Source organism: Pseudomonas germanica, assembly GCF_019614655.1.
Classification (GTDB): Bacteria; Pseudomonadota; Gammaproteobacteria; order Pseudomonadales; family Pseudomonadaceae; genus Aquipseudomonas; species Aquipseudomonas neuropathica.
Map to the genome: position 1 here is coordinate 5841551 of NZ_CP071586.1, position 14736 is coordinate 5856286.

17 protein-coding genes are annotated in these 14736 nt (G+C 59.0%); 8 read left to right on the forward strand and 9 right to left on the reverse strand.

Going from position 1 to position 14736, the window contains the following annotated elements; translation table 11 throughout:
- Nucleotides 1–26: 26 nt before the first annotated feature.
- Nucleotides 27–611 carry a TMEM165/GDT1 family protein gene (locus J0G10_RS25805; RefSeq protein ID WP_077574495.1) on the forward strand — a complete coding sequence of 195 codons (585 nt, stop codon included), beginning with the start codon at nt 27–29 and terminating at the stop codon, nt 609–611.
- 124 nt (nt 612–735) lie between these two features.
- Here J0G10_RS25805 and J0G10_RS25810 read toward each other — a convergent pair whose 3' ends face one another.
- Nucleotides 736–1554 carry a M48 family metallopeptidase gene (locus tag J0G10_RS25810; protein ID WP_095050629.1) on the reverse strand — a complete coding sequence of 273 codons (819 nt, stop codon included), beginning with the start codon at nt 1552–1554 and terminating at the stop codon, nt 736–738.
- Nucleotides 1555–1816: 262 nt separating this feature from the next.
- Between J0G10_RS25810 and J0G10_RS25815 the strand changes: the two genes are divergently transcribed.
- Entirely contained in the window at nt 1817–3958 is a 2142-nt protein-coding gene (locus J0G10_RS25815; RefSeq protein WP_095125780.1) for a methyl-accepting chemotaxis protein, read from the forward strand.
- 206 nt (nt 3959–4164) lie between these two features.
- Here the strand turns inward: J0G10_RS25815 and J0G10_RS25820 are convergent, their stop codons facing one another.
- From J0G10_RS25820 to J0G10_RS25830, 3 genes are read right to left on the reverse strand one after another with little or no spacing between them, the layout of a single operon-like run.
- Nucleotides 4165–4788 carry an SOS response-associated peptidase gene (locus J0G10_RS25820; protein ID WP_095050627.1) on the reverse strand — a complete coding sequence of 208 codons (624 nt, stop codon included), beginning with the start codon at nt 4786–4788 and terminating at the stop codon, nt 4165–4167.
- A 36-nt stretch (nt 4789–4824) separates the two neighbouring features.
- Nucleotides 4825–5085 (reverse strand): putative signal transducing protein, encoded by a 261-nt coding sequence (locus J0G10_RS25825; protein WP_007912819.1) that lies wholly within the window; start codon nt 5083–5085, stop codon nt 4825–4827.
- A 9-nt stretch (nt 5086–5094) separates the two neighbouring features.
- Nucleotides 5095–5277 carry a CPXCG motif-containing cysteine-rich protein gene (locus J0G10_RS25830; protein ID WP_095050626.1) on the reverse strand — a complete coding sequence of 61 codons (183 nt, stop codon included), beginning with the start codon at nt 5275–5277 and terminating at the stop codon, nt 5095–5097.
- Nucleotides 5278–5419: 142 nt separating this feature from the next.
- Here J0G10_RS25830 and J0G10_RS25835 point away from each other — a divergent pair, with 142 nt between their 5' ends.
- On the forward strand, nt 5420–6583 hold the full coding sequence (locus tag J0G10_RS25835) for a 1-acyl-sn-glycerol-3-phosphate acyltransferase (RefSeq protein ID WP_176471301.1): 1164 nt from the start codon (nt 5420–5422) through the stop codon (nt 6581–6583).
- A gap of 88 nt (nt 6584–6671) precedes the next feature.
- Here the strand turns inward: J0G10_RS25835 and J0G10_RS25840 are convergent, their stop codons facing one another.
- A complete protein-coding gene (locus J0G10_RS25840) occupies nt 6672–6950 on the reverse strand; it encodes a hypothetical protein (RefSeq protein WP_093441332.1) in 279 nt (92 codons plus the stop codon).
- A 193-nt stretch (nt 6951–7143) separates the two neighbouring features.
- Between J0G10_RS25840 and J0G10_RS25845 the strand changes: the two genes are divergently transcribed.
- On the forward strand, nt 7144–7350 hold the full coding sequence (locus J0G10_RS25845) for a hypothetical protein (RefSeq protein ID WP_095050666.1): 207 nt from the start codon (nt 7144–7146) through the stop codon (nt 7348–7350).
- Nucleotides 7351–7664: 314 nt separating this feature from the next.
- On the opposite strand, the gene J0G10_RS25850 is transcribed toward J0G10_RS25845, so the two are convergent.
- On the reverse strand, nt 7665–8249 hold the full coding sequence (locus tag J0G10_RS25850; protein WP_116255181.1) for a YajG family lipoprotein: 585 nt from the start codon (nt 8247–8249) through the stop codon (nt 7665–7667).
- 204 nt (nt 8250–8453) lie between these two features.
- Between J0G10_RS25850 and J0G10_RS25855 the strand changes: the two genes are divergently transcribed.
- Together J0G10_RS25855 and mqo are read left to right on the forward strand one after the other, a co-directional pair.
- Nucleotides 8454–8687: a hypothetical protein gene (locus J0G10_RS25855; RefSeq protein WP_007912834.1), complete on the forward strand. Its 234-nt coding sequence runs from the start codon at nt 8454–8456 to the stop codon at nt 8685–8687.
- Nucleotides 8688–9397: 710 nt separating this feature from the next.
- Complete coding sequence (mqo, locus tag J0G10_RS25860) at nt 9398–10906, forward strand: malate dehydrogenase (quinone) (protein ID WP_095050624.1); 1509 nt, start codon at nt 9398–9400, stop codon at nt 10904–10906.
- A gap of 149 nt (nt 10907–11055) precedes the next feature.
- On the opposite strand, the gene J0G10_RS25865 is transcribed toward mqo, so the two are convergent.
- The 3 genes from J0G10_RS25865 to J0G10_RS25875 all read right to left on the reverse strand — a co-directional run bounded on the left by J0G10_RS25865 (nt 11056) and on the right by J0G10_RS25875 (nt 12606).
- On the reverse strand, nt 11056–11343 hold the full coding sequence (locus tag J0G10_RS25865) for a PA4642 family protein (protein WP_095050623.1): 288 nt from the start codon (nt 11341–11343) through the stop codon (nt 11056–11058).
- A 63-nt stretch (nt 11344–11406) separates the two neighbouring features.
- Entirely contained in the window at nt 11407–11886 is a 480-nt protein-coding gene (locus J0G10_RS25870) for a hypothetical protein (RefSeq protein WP_220556982.1), read from the reverse strand.
- 162 nt (nt 11887–12048) lie between these two features.
- Entirely contained in the window at nt 12049–12606 is a 558-nt protein-coding gene (locus tag J0G10_RS25875; protein ID WP_008086142.1) for a hypoxanthine-guanine phosphoribosyltransferase, read from the reverse strand.
- A 163-nt stretch (nt 12607–12769) separates the two neighbouring features.
- Between J0G10_RS25875 and upp the strand changes: the two genes are divergently transcribed.
- The gene (upp, locus tag J0G10_RS25880; RefSeq protein ID WP_007912842.1) at nt 12770–13408 is read left to right on the forward strand and encodes a uracil phosphoribosyltransferase; all 639 of its coding nucleotides are present in this window, start codon (nt 12770–12772) and stop codon (nt 13406–13408) included.
- 2 nt (nt 13409–13410) lie between these two features.
- Nucleotides 13411–14685 carry a uracil-xanthine permease family protein gene (locus J0G10_RS25885; protein ID WP_077574503.1) on the forward strand — a complete coding sequence of 425 codons (1275 nt, stop codon included), beginning with the start codon at nt 13411–13413 and terminating at the stop codon, nt 14683–14685.
- The last annotated feature ends 51 nt before the right edge of the window (nt 14686–14736 follow it).

Here is a 14736-nt window from a genome sequence, read left to right on the forward strand (position 1 = left end):
GTCGACCCGCCCCTTAGGAAATCCTGATGCTGGACTCGTTACTCGTTCCCACCGCAATCGTTGCCTTGGCCGAAATCGGCGACAAGACGCAACTGCTCGCGCTGATTCTCGCCGCTCGCTTCCGCAAACCCTGGCCGATCATTGCCGGTATTGTCGCCGCGACCCTGGCCAACCACGCAGCAGCCGGTGCGGTAGGCGCCTGGTTTGGCAGCTTCTTCTCGAATGCCACGCTGCACTGGATTCTCGCCGCAAGCTTTACGGCCACTGCGCTGTGGACACTGGTCCCGGACAAAATGGATGACGATGAAACCAGCACCGCACGCAAGTTCGGGCCGTTCTTGACCACGCTGATTGCGTTTTTCCTCGCAGAAATGGGTGACAAGACTCAGGTCGCGACGGTGATGCTCGCCGCGCAATATCCGGAACTGTGGCTGGTGATTATCGGTACCACGGCGGGCATGTTGATTGCCAACGTGCCGGTGGTGCTGGCAGGTAACTTCGCCGCAGACAAACTGCCACTGACCTTGATCCGTCGCCTCGCCGCTTCGGCATTCATGATTTTGGCGATTGTTGCGGTGTACAAGGCGATGCAGAGCAGTGGCTGGGTTTAATCCTCAGTGAAGGATCGTTCCCACGCTCTGCGTGGGAATGCAGCCGGGGACGCTCTGCGTCCCGCTTGGAACGCGGAGCGTCCCTTGAGGCATTCCCACGCAGAGCGTGGGAACGATCACCGACTCAGGATTTAGGAGCTTTTTCGTACAACGGCATAACCTTCGGAATTGCCGCCTGCAACGAGGCAATCCGGCTGGTCGAAGCCGGGTGAGTGCTCATGAACTCCGGCGGCGAACCTTCCGATGCCTTGCTCATCTTGTTCCACAAAGTGATCGCGGCGTTCGGGTTGTAACCGGCGCGTGCGGCCAGTTCCAGACCGATCAGGTCGGCTTCGTTTTCGTTGGCACGGCTGTTCGGCAGGGTCATGCCGTAGTTGGCCACGGTGTCGGCCAGCGCCAGACTGTCCTGACCCAGACCGAGCAATGCACCTGCGCCCTGCTTGGCCATTTCAATCCCGTACGCCTTGGACATCGCTTCACGACCGTGTTCGCGCAGGGCATGCGCGATTTCATGGCCCATGACCGCAGCGATTTCATCGTCGGTGAGTTTCAGGCTGTCGATCAGCCCGGTATAGAAAATGATCTTGCCGCCAGGACCGCAGTTGGCGTTGAGCTCATCGCTCTTGATCAGATTGACTTCCCACTGCCATTGCGCCGCGTCCGGACGGAAGTTCGGCGCCTGGGCAATCAGACGGTTGGCAATCGCCTGAACCCGCTTGGCCTCGGGACTGGTCTTGTCCAGCACACCTTTGCTGGACGCCTCGCCGACGGTCTTCTGATACGACTGGGCATACATCTGGTCGACCTCTTGCGAGGACAGCATGCTGAACATGTACTGCTTGCGCTCCACCCCCACGGCGCCGCCGCTGGTGGTGTTGACCGACTGACAACCGACCAGCAACAGCGCTGCGCTCAGTGCACTTACAACCAATGTCTTGTTCATTCAAAAGCTCCCTGAAAACCTGCGCGTATCCTAGGCGGGTAATTGTATCGACGCCAGATACAACGGACGTGTTGCAGCGACTTTCAGACGTTTCCCACCAGAGCTGTCGCAAAAAATTCACAGCGACCGCCAAGTCCCGTGCAACTGCGTCGCGCACTGATCCATTTGCGACATTAGCTTTCAATTGCTCCGGCTCGCACTCATGGCCCAATGCCCGCTGCCGATACATCAGCGCAGACGTCCTCTTGCGTGCGGAGCTCCCATGAAGTTCAAGTCGATCCAGTTTTCCGTCGCCGCCCTGGCCGGCGCCATCGTGCTCAGTGTGGTCGCCGCGCTGGTGCTGTATGCGCTGTTCTCCGGTGCGCGCACGCAAGAAATGGTGCAACAACGCACCCAGGCGCAGTTCGAGCAAGTCATCGAACAGCGCCTGACCTCGCTGGCGCAAACCCAGGTCAGCCAGATCCAGCGCGAGCTCGAGGCGCCGCTGCTGATTGCCGGCGGCCTGGTGCGAGTCAACGCCCTGCTCGGCACGCCGGGCGCCGATGGCCAGCCACGCCTGAGCGTCAGCCGCGAGCAACTGATCAGCCTGATCAAAGAAAACGTCGAGAAGAACCCGAAGATTCTCGGCACTTACATCGGCTGGGAAAAGAACGCCCTGGACCACAATGACGCGGCCTACGTCGGCACCAGCGTCGTTGGCATCGATGCCGCCAACGGGCGCTTCCTGCCGTGGTGGTTCCGCAACGATGACGGCACCCTCGGCCTGGACAAACTGGTCGACGTCGACGACCAGAAAACCCTGTCCACCGGCGTGCGCGCCAGCGAGTACTACTTGTGCTCGAAGGAAACGAAGAAAGCCTGCGTGATCGATCCGGCGCCGTACAAGGTCGGCGACAAGATCGTCATGCTCGCCTCCTTTATCGAGCCGATCATGCTTAACGGTGCCTTCCAGGGCATTGTCGGCGCCGACCTGTCGGTGAACTTCATTCAGGAAATGCTCCTCGGCGCCAACCAAAAGCTGTACAGCGGCGCCGGGCAAATGGCCCTGATCGGCGGCAACGGCCGGATCGTCGCGTACACCCAAGACCCGAGCAAATTCGGCGAGAAAGTCAGCGACATCCTCGACGCCGGGCAGACCGCCAACCTGGCCAATCTCAAACGCGGCGAAGTGACTTACTCGGTCAACAAGGACAAGGGCCGCATCGAGTTGTACCTGCCGTTCGGCATCGGTCAGACCGACGCGCGCTGGACATTGATGCTGCAACTGCCGCTCAACGCCGTGATGGCGGATCTGCAAAAACTGCAGGCCGACCTCGATGCGCAACGCAAATCCGACACCTTCGGCATGGCCATGGTCGGTCTGCTGATCGCCGGCCTCGGCCTGCTGGTGATCTGGCTGGTCGGCCACGGCATCGCCCGACCGCTTAAACAGATGGTCGCCATGCTCAATGACATCGCGCAGGGCGAAGGTGATCTGACCCGACGCTTGAGCAGCGATCGCAGTGATGAACTGGGCTCGATCGCCAAGGGCTTCAACACCTTTTTGGCCAAGTTGCAGGCGATGATCACGCAGGTGGTGACGTCGGTACAGAGCGTCAGCGATTCCTCGGAACACACCGCTGACATCGCCATTCGCACCAACATCGGCATTCAAAAACAAATGGCCGAGATCGATCAGGTCGCCACGGCGGTGCAGGAAATGACCGCCACCGCGCAGGATGTCGCGCGGAACGCGACGCAGGCGGCACAAGCGGCCAGTCATGCCGACCAGGCCGCCAGCCAGGGCATGCAGATTGTCCGCGATACGTCCAATTCGATTGGCGTATTGGCAGTGGAAATCGGCAAAGCGGTGGATGTGGTACAGACCCTGGCCAAGGACAGCGAGAACATCAACGCCATTCTCACCGCCATTCGCGGCATCGCCGAGCAGACCAACCTGCTGGCCCTGAACGCGGCGATCGAGGCGGCGCGTGCCGGTGAACAGGGTCGTGGGTTTGCCGTGGTGGCCGACGAGGTGCGCAATCTGGCGCAGAAAACCCAGAAAGCCACTGAAGAAATCCAGAGCATGATCCAGCAACTGCAACAAGGCACCCGCGATGTCGTGCGGGTCATGGAAGACAGCCAGAACCGCACCGATGAAAGCGTGCAGCATGCGGCGAAAGCGGCTGAGGCGCTGGAAACGATCACCCAGGCGGTTTCGGTGATCAACGACATGAACACGCAGATTGCCAGTGCGGCGGAAGAGCAGAGTGCGGTGGCCGATGACATCAACCGCAATGTGATCAACATCGGGCAAGTGGCCAATGAAGTGGCGGGGGGCGCGGATGAGTCGAGTTCGGCAAGTGCCGATTTGACCAAACTGGCAGAGCAGCAGCGGCGGTTGATCAATCAGTTCAAGGTCTGAAAAGCGAAAAGCCCCTCACCCCAGCCCTCTCCCGGAGGGAGAGGGGGCCGACCGAGTTGTCTCCCGTCATACATCGACCTGAAAAATCGTGGCGATTATGGATTCGGTGAAAAGCTTTCAAGTCGGTGTGTTTCGTCAATATCCCGCGGTCAGTCCCCTCTCCCTCTGGGAGAGGGCTAGGGTGAGGGGCTTTTGATCTGCAGGCTTTAGCCCGGGGTCAAACACTCCGGCCCGTTGAGCTTCGGATCATTGATCAGATTCGCCAACACCCGCTCACGCAGCGCCGCGGGTTCACTGGCCAGCAACCCCTGCAACACATGCAACGGCGTCTCGGGATCGAGCCACGCCGCCTGCCCCGCCTCATCGAGAATCAACGGCCGGCGCTGACTCGACGCCGGCTGAGTAATCACCGCCGTACTCAACCACACCTGTTCCTGCACCGGATAAGCCTCCCAGATCGCCGCGAAAAACAGTGAAGAACCCTCCCCCGGCGTCAGCCAGAACGGCCGCTTGCGCTGGGTCCCGCGCCATTCGTAAAAACCATTCGCCGGTAGCAGGCAACGACGCTGGCGCAGCGCCTCACGAAACATCGGCTGCTCAGCCACGGTTTCCGCCCGGGCATGTGCCGGGGTTTTCGACAGATCGGTCAGCCACGGCGGCGTTAATCCCCAACGGGCGCGGGCCAGGCTGCGCTGGCCATCTTCACTGGCACGCAGCATCAGCACCGAATCATTGGGGGAAATGTTCCACTGCGCCTGCTGATCGGCGGGAAAACCAGGCAGGGCCGCGAAGTCGCGGTTCCAGCGAAACAGGGCATAACGTCCACACATGGGGCAACACGACTCTGAAGTAATACGAAGCTCAGCCTAACAGACCAGCGTCCCGGGGAAGCTCTCCGGTTCATCGCCGGGCAGCGGCAGCGCGGCATTGTACGCGGTGATCAGCTCACGGGCGTATTCGGCCTGATCGTTATCCACAGATAAGCCCAACAGACCGAAGATCGGCAGCTCGCCCGTTCCACCGAGCAAATCGCGGCCAATCAAATGCGCCTCGATGCCTTCGCTGGCGAGCATGCCCTTGAGCATTTCACCTTCCATCAGATTTTCCGGCTCGTAGATTCGCTGCATGGGCGCCCCTTATTCGTTCTCACTGAAAACTTCCAGAAACCAGTCCTCTCCATGGACCTGCAATACGAACGTTATTGGCCGACAACACACCTGACAGTCCTCGATATAGGTCTGATCGCCGGCGGACAAGTCCACCGACGTCTCAACAAGCTCCCCACAATAAGGACATTCGTATTCAGCGGTTTCCAGCATCGCGGTCTCCCAAGTGACTTGTGCGTATAATCGCCGGTCTATTTGCAGGGCTATTTTTGTCTGGCTACTTTTTCAGACCGTGCCCCGCGGGTTTTCGATCAAAACCTTTACTTACCCTAGCCGTTTCCAACAAGAGAGCATGATGGGCGAATTCGATGCCATCCGACCTTACGACGACAGCGAAGTACCTGTGGTACTGGCAAGACTGCTCGGCGACAAGGCGTTTCTAGATATCCTCACCCACTTCCGCTTCCCGCGTTTTGCCGGTGCCTTCGGCTGGATGCTCAAACCACTTATAGCCCATCGGCTACGTCGTGAGTTCGCCGACGTGACTTCGGTGGCGACGTTGCAGGACAAGGTCGAGTCCTACGTCGACCACACCATCGAGCGCGCCACCGACGGCGTGACCTACACCGGTGTCGAGCAATTCAAGTCCGGCAGCGCCTATCTGTTCATCGCCAACCACCGCGATATCGTCATGGACCCGGCCTTCGTCAACTACGCCGTGTACCACGCCGGCCTGCCGACGCCGCGCATCGCGATCGGCGACAACCTGCTGCAGAAGCCGTTTGTCAGCGATCTGATGCGTCTGAACAAGAGCTTCATCGTCCACCGTTCGATCACCGGCCGTCGCGAGAAAATGGCTGCTTATCAGTTGCTGTCGGCGTACATCAACCACTCGATCCGCAACGATTGCGCGTCGATCTGGATCGCTCAGGCTGAAGGTCGGGCGAAGGATGGCGATGACCGTACCGAGTCGGCGATCCTCAAGATGTTCCACATGAGCCGCAAGGACGAGCCGTTCGGCGAAGTCATCCGCTCGCTGAACGTTACCCCGGTGTCGATCAGCTACGAATATGACCCGTGCGACCAGGCCAAGGCTCGCGAGTTGTACATCCGCGCCACCACCGGCACTTACGCGAAAGCGCCGGGCGAAGATGACGTGAGCATCGCCAAAGGCATCACTGGCTACAAGGGCCGGGTGCACGTGAACTTTGCCGCGCCGATTACCGAGCTGTTCGAAGACACCAAGCAATTGGCGATCGAGATGGACAAACAAATTCTCGGTGGCTACCGGTTGTTCCCGGTGCACTACCTGGCGTACGCCCAGTGGGCCGATGCCGATCCGCAGTTGAATGTGCCGAAAGCTGCCGAGGTGTTCCCGGCGGATGAGCTGGCCAAGGCGCAGCAAGAGTGGCAGGAACGCTTGGATGCGTGCCCTGAGGAGCATCGTCCGTATCTGGTGCTGCAATATGCGACGCCGGTGCGTAATCAATACCGGGTCAAGGCTGGGTTGCCGTTGTAAAGCAACGGCAAGATCAAAAGATCGCCGCCTGCGGCAGCTCCTACAGGGGATTCGTGTAGGAGCTGCCGAAGGCGGCGATCTTTTGCTTTTAATAGCGCGTGCTGATCCAGGAGACGATCAGGGCCAGCCCGAGGCAAGCAAAACCAAAACGATAGAAAAACCGGTTCATGCGCAAGGTCGCCCAATCAAGGATTGGTTCGGCATTCGGTTGCGCCTGGCGCTGAGCGGCAATGCTGGCCATCGCACGTTGTTCACGGCGACGAGTGGCGTGCAGCAGCCAACTCCCCGGAAACGCCAACAACAACGCGAGCAAGTTGATCAACTTGGCGGGATGGGCGGTAAACAGCGTCATCAAGTGCAGCGACATCACAGACCTCTATCTGAACCGGTGTGGCAGACGCCAGATCGACGACTGCGGCGCGGATTCTAACCAAACCTGCCGGTTCACCCCCAGTCTTTGCGACAAATAACCTGACAATCGACCGATGGCTGTCCTGTGTCACGGCTTCGTCATGTGGATACACCAAGATGCGCGCCTCGAAACGCACATGGAACGCGACATGCTTCACGCTGAAAACCAGGATCGTCTGTACCTCATTAGCCCTTACGACGAGCAACAAAGCCTTGTCGGCAGCCTCGCCTTCAATGTCCAGGATCGCCATTGGCTGGTGTATTGCGCGCTGGGCGGGCATCAGCATGCGGATTTGCCGGAGACGGATTTGTTGACGGGTGTTAGCGTGCTCGACTTTTATTCCCAGGCTGCCTAAAAGCAAAAGCACCCTCACCCTAGCCCTCTCCCGGAGGGAGAGGGGACTGACCGAGGTGTTTTGTCGAGGTACATCGACCTGAAAGTCCGAGGTGAATGTAGATCTCAAGAACAACGCAAATCGACCTGAAACTCCGAGATGAATGCAGATCGCAGGCACAACACAGATCGGCTCCCTTTCCCCCTCGCCCCCTTGGGGGAGAGGGCTGGGGTGAGGGGGATCGATCTCCCATACGATACAAATCCCAAACCTGACACCCACAAAAAAGCCCGAAACCATCACTGGCCCCGGGCTTTTTCACATCCGCCGAAAACTTACTCAGCCAGAACCTGACCCACCGTCGGGTCCTTGAACAGACGCGTCAGCGCATCGCTCAAGACATCGCTGACCAGTTTGGTGTTGGTTTCCTGGTTTGGCGCCATGCCGAAACGCTGGTCCAGCGAGGCACCGTAACGGCCGCTATAACGGCGGTTGGCGTTCTGCACATCGGAGCGGAAGGTTGCGCCAATGGTCGCTTCGGTCACGTACATACCTTCTTTCGGCGACTGATACTTCAGCTCGGCCAGGGTCACGGTCAACTGCGGAGCGTTGGGTGCGTTGTTGGTCGGGGTGAAGCCGAGCAAACGCACGGCGGCTTCAGCCTGAGCCTGCAACTTCGGCAGGATCTGCTCGCGCTGCACGGTGATGGCGCTGGTTTCCGGGTACAGGCCGCCACGGGTGCCCAAAGTTGGCGACGGACGACCGTCAACCACACGCACGACGACTGGCTGGCCACGGCCGACCGCTGGCAGCTGAGTGGTCAGCTTCGGCTCCGGGCTCAGTTGTTGCGGGCTGTGGGCGCAGCCGGTCAGGGTCAAACCGGCCACAGTGATCAAACCGAACAACAGGCGTTGCAACATGCTCTTCTCTCCAGAATCAGGCACAAACAGGCCGGCAGTATAGCGGTGGGCCACTGCGGGTAACCAGCGCCCGGCAGCGAATACTGAAATGTCTGACAAACCCGTGGGAAAGCGGTTCCTGTCACAGATTATTCACCCGGCATACACGTTCACGTCACGGCGCCTTGGCAACCTTGCAATCAGTCCCCCACAAGGTACTCAATCATGCGTTATCTGATCTCGTTGTTCGCGCCACGCCCGTTGCACCGCAGCTTCGCCCTGCTCGACCGCAATGGCCATTGCCAGGCATTCAAGCAGTGCAGCCTGCAGCCGATGGGCGACGGTTGGGTGGAAATCGAAGAAATCCGCCTCAACTGGTTGCACCAGCCACTGCCCGCCAGCGCCCGCGTCATAGCGTCGCAGCCCCGTGCACGGGTGCAAGCGATGTTGAGCATCTGACCGGATGCCTAATAAAAGTCATTAAACACGAGCAACTGCCCGCATTTCTTCGATACAATCTCCCCCCGATTATAAGGACGTCTCCTGATCGGGCCCCGCAACAGCGTCAATGCGCATGCATCGACACCCAAAATCGCCCACAGAGAGCCGCCCACACAGATCGAGTGAAGTTGGCGCGCTTGCCTGTTCTTCCGGCAAAAACCCCGCTTTTCGCGAATCTGCAGAGCTGTCATGACGCTCGGCCACCGCGTTGTTTTGCCTTTGCGGGCAAGGTGCCAGGCCTGGACAGCCCTTTTTTGAGGTTCACGTCTTCAAAAGAGCGTGAAAAAAACGGGTTTTCACAACTTCACAAGAGTGTGGCGAGCAAATGAAAAGTTTTGCGTCTGAACATGCACCATTAGCGTCTGAAACAGCCCAACGACACAGGACCGGGTATACCTCGAATATCGGAGCCTGAAGCCTGTCCGCTACGGATTTGGTTGCACAAAAACGGATGTCTCGACCATAAGTCGAATTGCCAGCTGCGTGCTGAAATGAGTTCATGGAGCTCTTGAAAGCCAAGCCGCATACATCCGTCGAAGTTGCGAAAAATTGCGAAGATTCGGACATGGCGAACCTGACCATGGATAGCCTGGACATCACTGACCTGTCCCGGAACGCCTGGCAGCCATGCCGACAATTTGGTGCTGCAGATTTTGGAGACGCGTTAAATGGCGCATAACGAAGCAGTCGACGTAGTTCTGGTTGGGGCGGGCATCATGAGTGCCACCCTGGCCGTGCTGCTCAAAGAGCTCGACCCCGCGATCAAGCTGGAAGTCGTCGAGCTGATGGATTCCGGTGCTGCCGAGAGTTCCAACCCATGGAACAACGCCGGCACCGGTCACGCTGGCCTTTGCGAGCTGAACTACACGCCGCAAGCCGCCGATGGCACCGTCGACATCAAGAAAGCCGTGCACATCAACACCCAGTTTGAGGTGTCGAAGCAGTTCTGGTCGTACCTGACCAAGAAAGGCACGTTCGGCTCGTGCAAATCCTTTATCAGCCCGGTGCCGCACCTGAGTTTCGTTCAGGGCGACAAAGGCGTTTCCTTCCTCAAGGAACGTTTCGACGTCCTGCACAAGCATCACGCCTTCTCCGACATGGAGTACACCGAGGACAAGGCCAAGATGGCCGAGTGGATGCCGCTGATGATGCCGGGCCGCTCGCCGGACGAAGTCCTCGCTGCCACTCGCGTGATGAACGGTACCGACGTCAACTTCGGCGCCCTGACCAATCAGTTGCTCAAGCACCTGACCAGCGCTCCCGACACTCAAGTCAAATACTGCAAGCGCGTTACCGGCCTCAAGCGTAACGGCGCTGGCTGGACCGTCAGCATCAAGGACGTCAACAGCGGCAGCAGCCGTGAAGTCGACGCCAAGTTCGTTTTCCTCGGTGCGGGCGGCGCGGCGCTGCCGTTGCTGCAGGCCTCGGGCATCGAAGAAAGCAAAGGCTTCGGCGGCTTCCCGATCAGCGGCCAGTGGCTGCGTTGCGACAACCCGGAAGTGGTCAAGCATCACCAGGCCAAGGTGTACAGCCAGGCCGCGGTGGGTTCGCCACCGATGTCGGTGCCGCACCTGGACACCCGCGTGGTCGACGGCAAGAAATCCCTGCTGTTCGGGCCATACGCCGGTTTCACCACCAAGTTCCTCAAGCACGGCTCCTTCATGGACCTGCCGTTGTCGGTTCGCGCCGGCAACATCGGGCCGATGCTGGCCGTGGCGAAAAACAACATGGACCTGACCAAGTACCTGGTCAGCGAAGTGATGCAATCGATGGAGCAGCGTCTGGATTCCCTGCGCCGCTTCTACCCTGAGGCGAAAGCCGAAGACTGGCGCCTGGAAGTGGCCGGCCAACGGGTACAGATCATCAAGAAAGACCCGAAAAAGGGCGGCATCCTGCAGTTCGGTACCGAACTGGTGTCGGCCAAGGACGGCTCCCTCGCCGCCCTGCTCGGCGCTTCGCCAGGCGCGTCGGTGACCGTTTCGATCATGCTGGAACTGATCGAGAAGTGCTTCCCGGCCAAGGCCAAGGGTGAGTGGGCTGGCAAACTGGCGGAGATCTTCCCGGCCCGTGAAAAGGTCCTGGAAACTGATGCTGCGCTGTATCGCAAGATCAACACGCAGAACAACATCGCGCTGGAACTGGTTGAAGAAAGCAGCGAAACCCCAAGCTACGCTTGATCTTGCCGCATAAAAAAACGCCCCGTACTCAGTGAGTGCGGGGCGTTTTTTTATGGCCTTGAAAAGCAAAAGATCGCAGCCTGCGGCAGCTCCTACAGGGTAAACACAAACTCTCTGTAGGAGTTGCCGCAGGCTGCGATCTTTTGATCTTAGCTGCGGGCCTTGTCGATCAGCCCGATGTACTCGGCCGCGTTGCGCTGATCCTTGATCTGAGCAACGAACGTCTGACCGTGCTCGTCCTTGCCATCCACGTCATAACCGGCGGCAACGAAGAACGTCAGAAACCGCTCGAAATCATCAATGCGCAGGCCACGGTAAGCCTTGATCAGTTTGTGCAGCGACGGCGAAGTGGCGTCGACCGGCTCAAAATCGAGGAACAGCTTGATCTGCTCATCGCCGATCTCGTCACCAATCACTTGTTTTTTATCTTTACGCATTGCCGACTCCAGCTCGCAGACATTACACGGGGCGGGCAGTTTACCCCTGCCCGGCCGCCCGGCTCAACGCGATCGCACCGCCCCGGTGTGCAAATCGGCCCAGATATGGCCATTGGCGTAACTGAGGAACTGCACATACACAGTGTCGTTGCGCAGCAGATCGATGATCACGCGGTATTGGGCCTGTGGATAAAACAGTGTGAGGGTTTTGCTCTTGTCGTCATAAACCGGCTTTTTCAGGCTTTTGCTTTCACCGTCGAAATTGACCAACACCTGAGTAATGGTCGCGCCTTTGTTGAGGGATTTGCCCTTGAGGCGAATCATCAATGGAGACGTGACCGGAATCGGTTGTTGATTGGACTGGCGTTGCGCGCCGACGACCACGGAATAATCAGTGACCTGCAGCAATTGCTGCTGCTCGGGCTCGGCATCGCGCACGGTCAGATCGTCCGGCGGCAGGAATTGACTGTGCATCGGCGCGGCGGAAAGAGGCAGGCAGAAGATCAAGGAAAACGCGGCGAGGCTGCGGATCAAGAGGCGCATGACAGGCTCCGGAAGGCGGGGCCGAGCACTCTAGCATGGGTATCGTGCAAACAAATGTAGGAGTGAGCCTGCTCGCGATAGCGGTCTGTCAGCAACGTTGATGTTGGCTGATACGACGCTATCGCGAGCAGGCTCACTCCTACAGGGGGTAGTGCTGGGTTCTTACATGCCTTTAACGGCAAAGATCCCGTTGGCGTTGCGCCAGTAGCCTTTGTAGTCCATGCCGTAACCGAAGATGTAGCGGTCGATGCACGGCAGGCCGACGAAATCGGCTTTCAGGTCTGGACGCGCCTTGCGGTCGTGATCCTTGTCGATCAGCACGGCGGTGTGCACTTTGCGCGCACCGGCGTGTTTGCAGAAGTCGATGATCGCGCCGAGGGTGTGACCTTCATCGAGGATGTCGTCGATGATCAGCACGTCGCGGTCGATGAACGAAACTTCCGGCTTGGCTTTCCAGAACAGGTCGCCGCCGCTGGTTTCGTTGCGATAACGGGTCGCGTGCAGGTAGGAGGCTTCCAGCGGGAACTGCAGATGCGTCAGCAGTTTGCCGGAGAAAATCAGCCCGCCGTTCATCACGCAGAACACTACCGGATTGCTGTCAGCCAGTTGTTCGTTGATTTGTGCACCGACGCGGGCGATGGCGGCCTCGACTTCAGCTTCGGTGTACAGGCAGTCAGCCTCTCGCATGATTTGACGGATATGCTCGAGATCAGCGGACATGGCGCTCTCCAGGGGGGGATGTTTTCGGAAAAGCGGGCAAAGGTACGCATCCATTGAGGCCGAATCAAGCCTTTATGGACTAACGTACAGAATGTCCTATAGGACATCACCCTCGGATAGATTAATCTAGGCCGGTTTTTTTGCCCGCCGCCGGAGTTTTTCCATGCCCATCCTCGAGATCCGCCATCCGCTGATCCGTCATAAACTCGGCCTGATGCGCCGCGCCGATATCAGCACCAAGAACTTCCGTGAGCTCGCTCAGGAAGTCGGCGCCCTGTTGACCTATGAAGCTACAAAAGATTTGCCGCTGGAGTCCTACGATATTGCAGGCTGGTGCGGCACCGTGTCGGTCGAGAAGATCGCCGGCAAGAAGATCACCGTCGTGCCGATCCTGCGCGCCGGCATCGGCATGCTCGAAGGCGTGCTGAGCCTGATCCCGGGTGCCAAGGTTTCCGCTGTGGGCGTTGCCCGCAACGAAGAAACCCTGCAAGCGCACACTTATCTGGAAAAACTGGTTCCGGAAATCGACGAACGGTTGGCGATGATCATCGACCCGATGCTCGCTACCGGCAGCTCGATGGTGGCGACCATTGATCTGTTGAAGAAAGCCGGCTGCAAAGACATCCGCGCCATGGTGCTGGTGGCCGCGCCGGAAGGTATTGCCGCTGTAGAAAAGGCTCACCCGGACGTGACCATCTACACCGCGTCCATCGATGAGCGCTTGAACGAGCACGGTTACATCATCCCAGGACTTGGCGACGCCGGTGACAAGATCTTCGGCACCAAGCAGAAGGACGCGTGACCATGCAGCAAGAGTTCAACGATCCGCTCTGGCGTACGGTGTTGTCCGGCGCCCAGATGCTGTTCGTGGCTTTCGGCGCCCTGGTGCTGATGCCGCTGATCACGGGCCTGGACCCGAACGTGGCACTGTTTACCGCAGGTCTTGGGACGATCCTGTTCCAGATCGTCACCGGGCGTCAGGTGCCGGTGTTTTTGGCGTCGAGCTTCGCTTTCATCACCCCGATCATTCTCGCCAAGGGCCAGTTCGGCCTTGCTGCGACCATGGGCGGTGTGATGGCAGCCGGTTTCGTCTACACCTTCCTCGGTCTTGCCGTGAAGATCAAAGGCACCGGATTTATCGACCGCTTGCTGCCACCGGTGGTGATTGGTCCAGTGATCATTTCCATCGGCCTGGCCATGGCGCCGATTGCCGCGAACATGGCGATGGGCAAGGCTGGCGACGGTTCTGAACTGATCCATTACCAGACCGCGATGCTGATCTCGATGCCGGCATTGCTGACCACATTGATCGTGGCGGTGTTCGGTAAAGGCATCTTCCGCCTGGTGCCGATCATTTCCGGCGTGCTGGTCGGTTTTGCCATGGCGTTCTATTTCGGTGTCGTTGATACCGCGAAGATTGCCGCAGCGCCATGGTTTGCGATCCCGCACTTCACCGCGCCGGAATTCAACTGGCAGGCGATTCTGTTCATCGTTCCAGTGGCATTGGCTCCGGCCATTGAACACATCGGTGGCGTGATTGCCGTCGGTAGCGTGACCGGTCGCGACTATCTGAAGAAGCCCGGCCTGCATCGCACCCTGCTCGGTGACGGCATTGCCACCACCGCCGCCGGTCTGTTCGGCGGCCCGCCAAACACCACCTACGCGGAAGTGACTGGCGCAGTGATGCTGACCAAGAACTACAACCCGAAAATCATGACCTGGGCGGCGATCTTCGCTATCAGCCTGGCGTTCATTGGCAAGTTCGGCGCGCTGCTGCAGAGCATTCCGGTGCCGGTGATGGGCGGGATTCTGTGCTTGCTGTTCGGCTCGATCGCGGCGGTGGGGATGAACACCCTGATCCGTCACAAGATCGATCTGGGCGAGGCGCGCAATCTGGTGATCGTGTCGGTGACGCTGGTGTTCGGCATTGGCGGTGTGCTGGTCGGCACCGGCACCGGTCCAGACGACTTCGGCCTCAAAGGCATCGCGTTGTGCGCGGTGGTGGCGATTGCGCTGAACCTGATTCTGCCGGGCAATGATGGCTGGAAGAACAAGAAGGCGGATGAGCCGCTGATCTAAGCCTTTAGATCTGATCGTTCCCACGCTCTGCGTGGGAATGCCTCTAGGGAC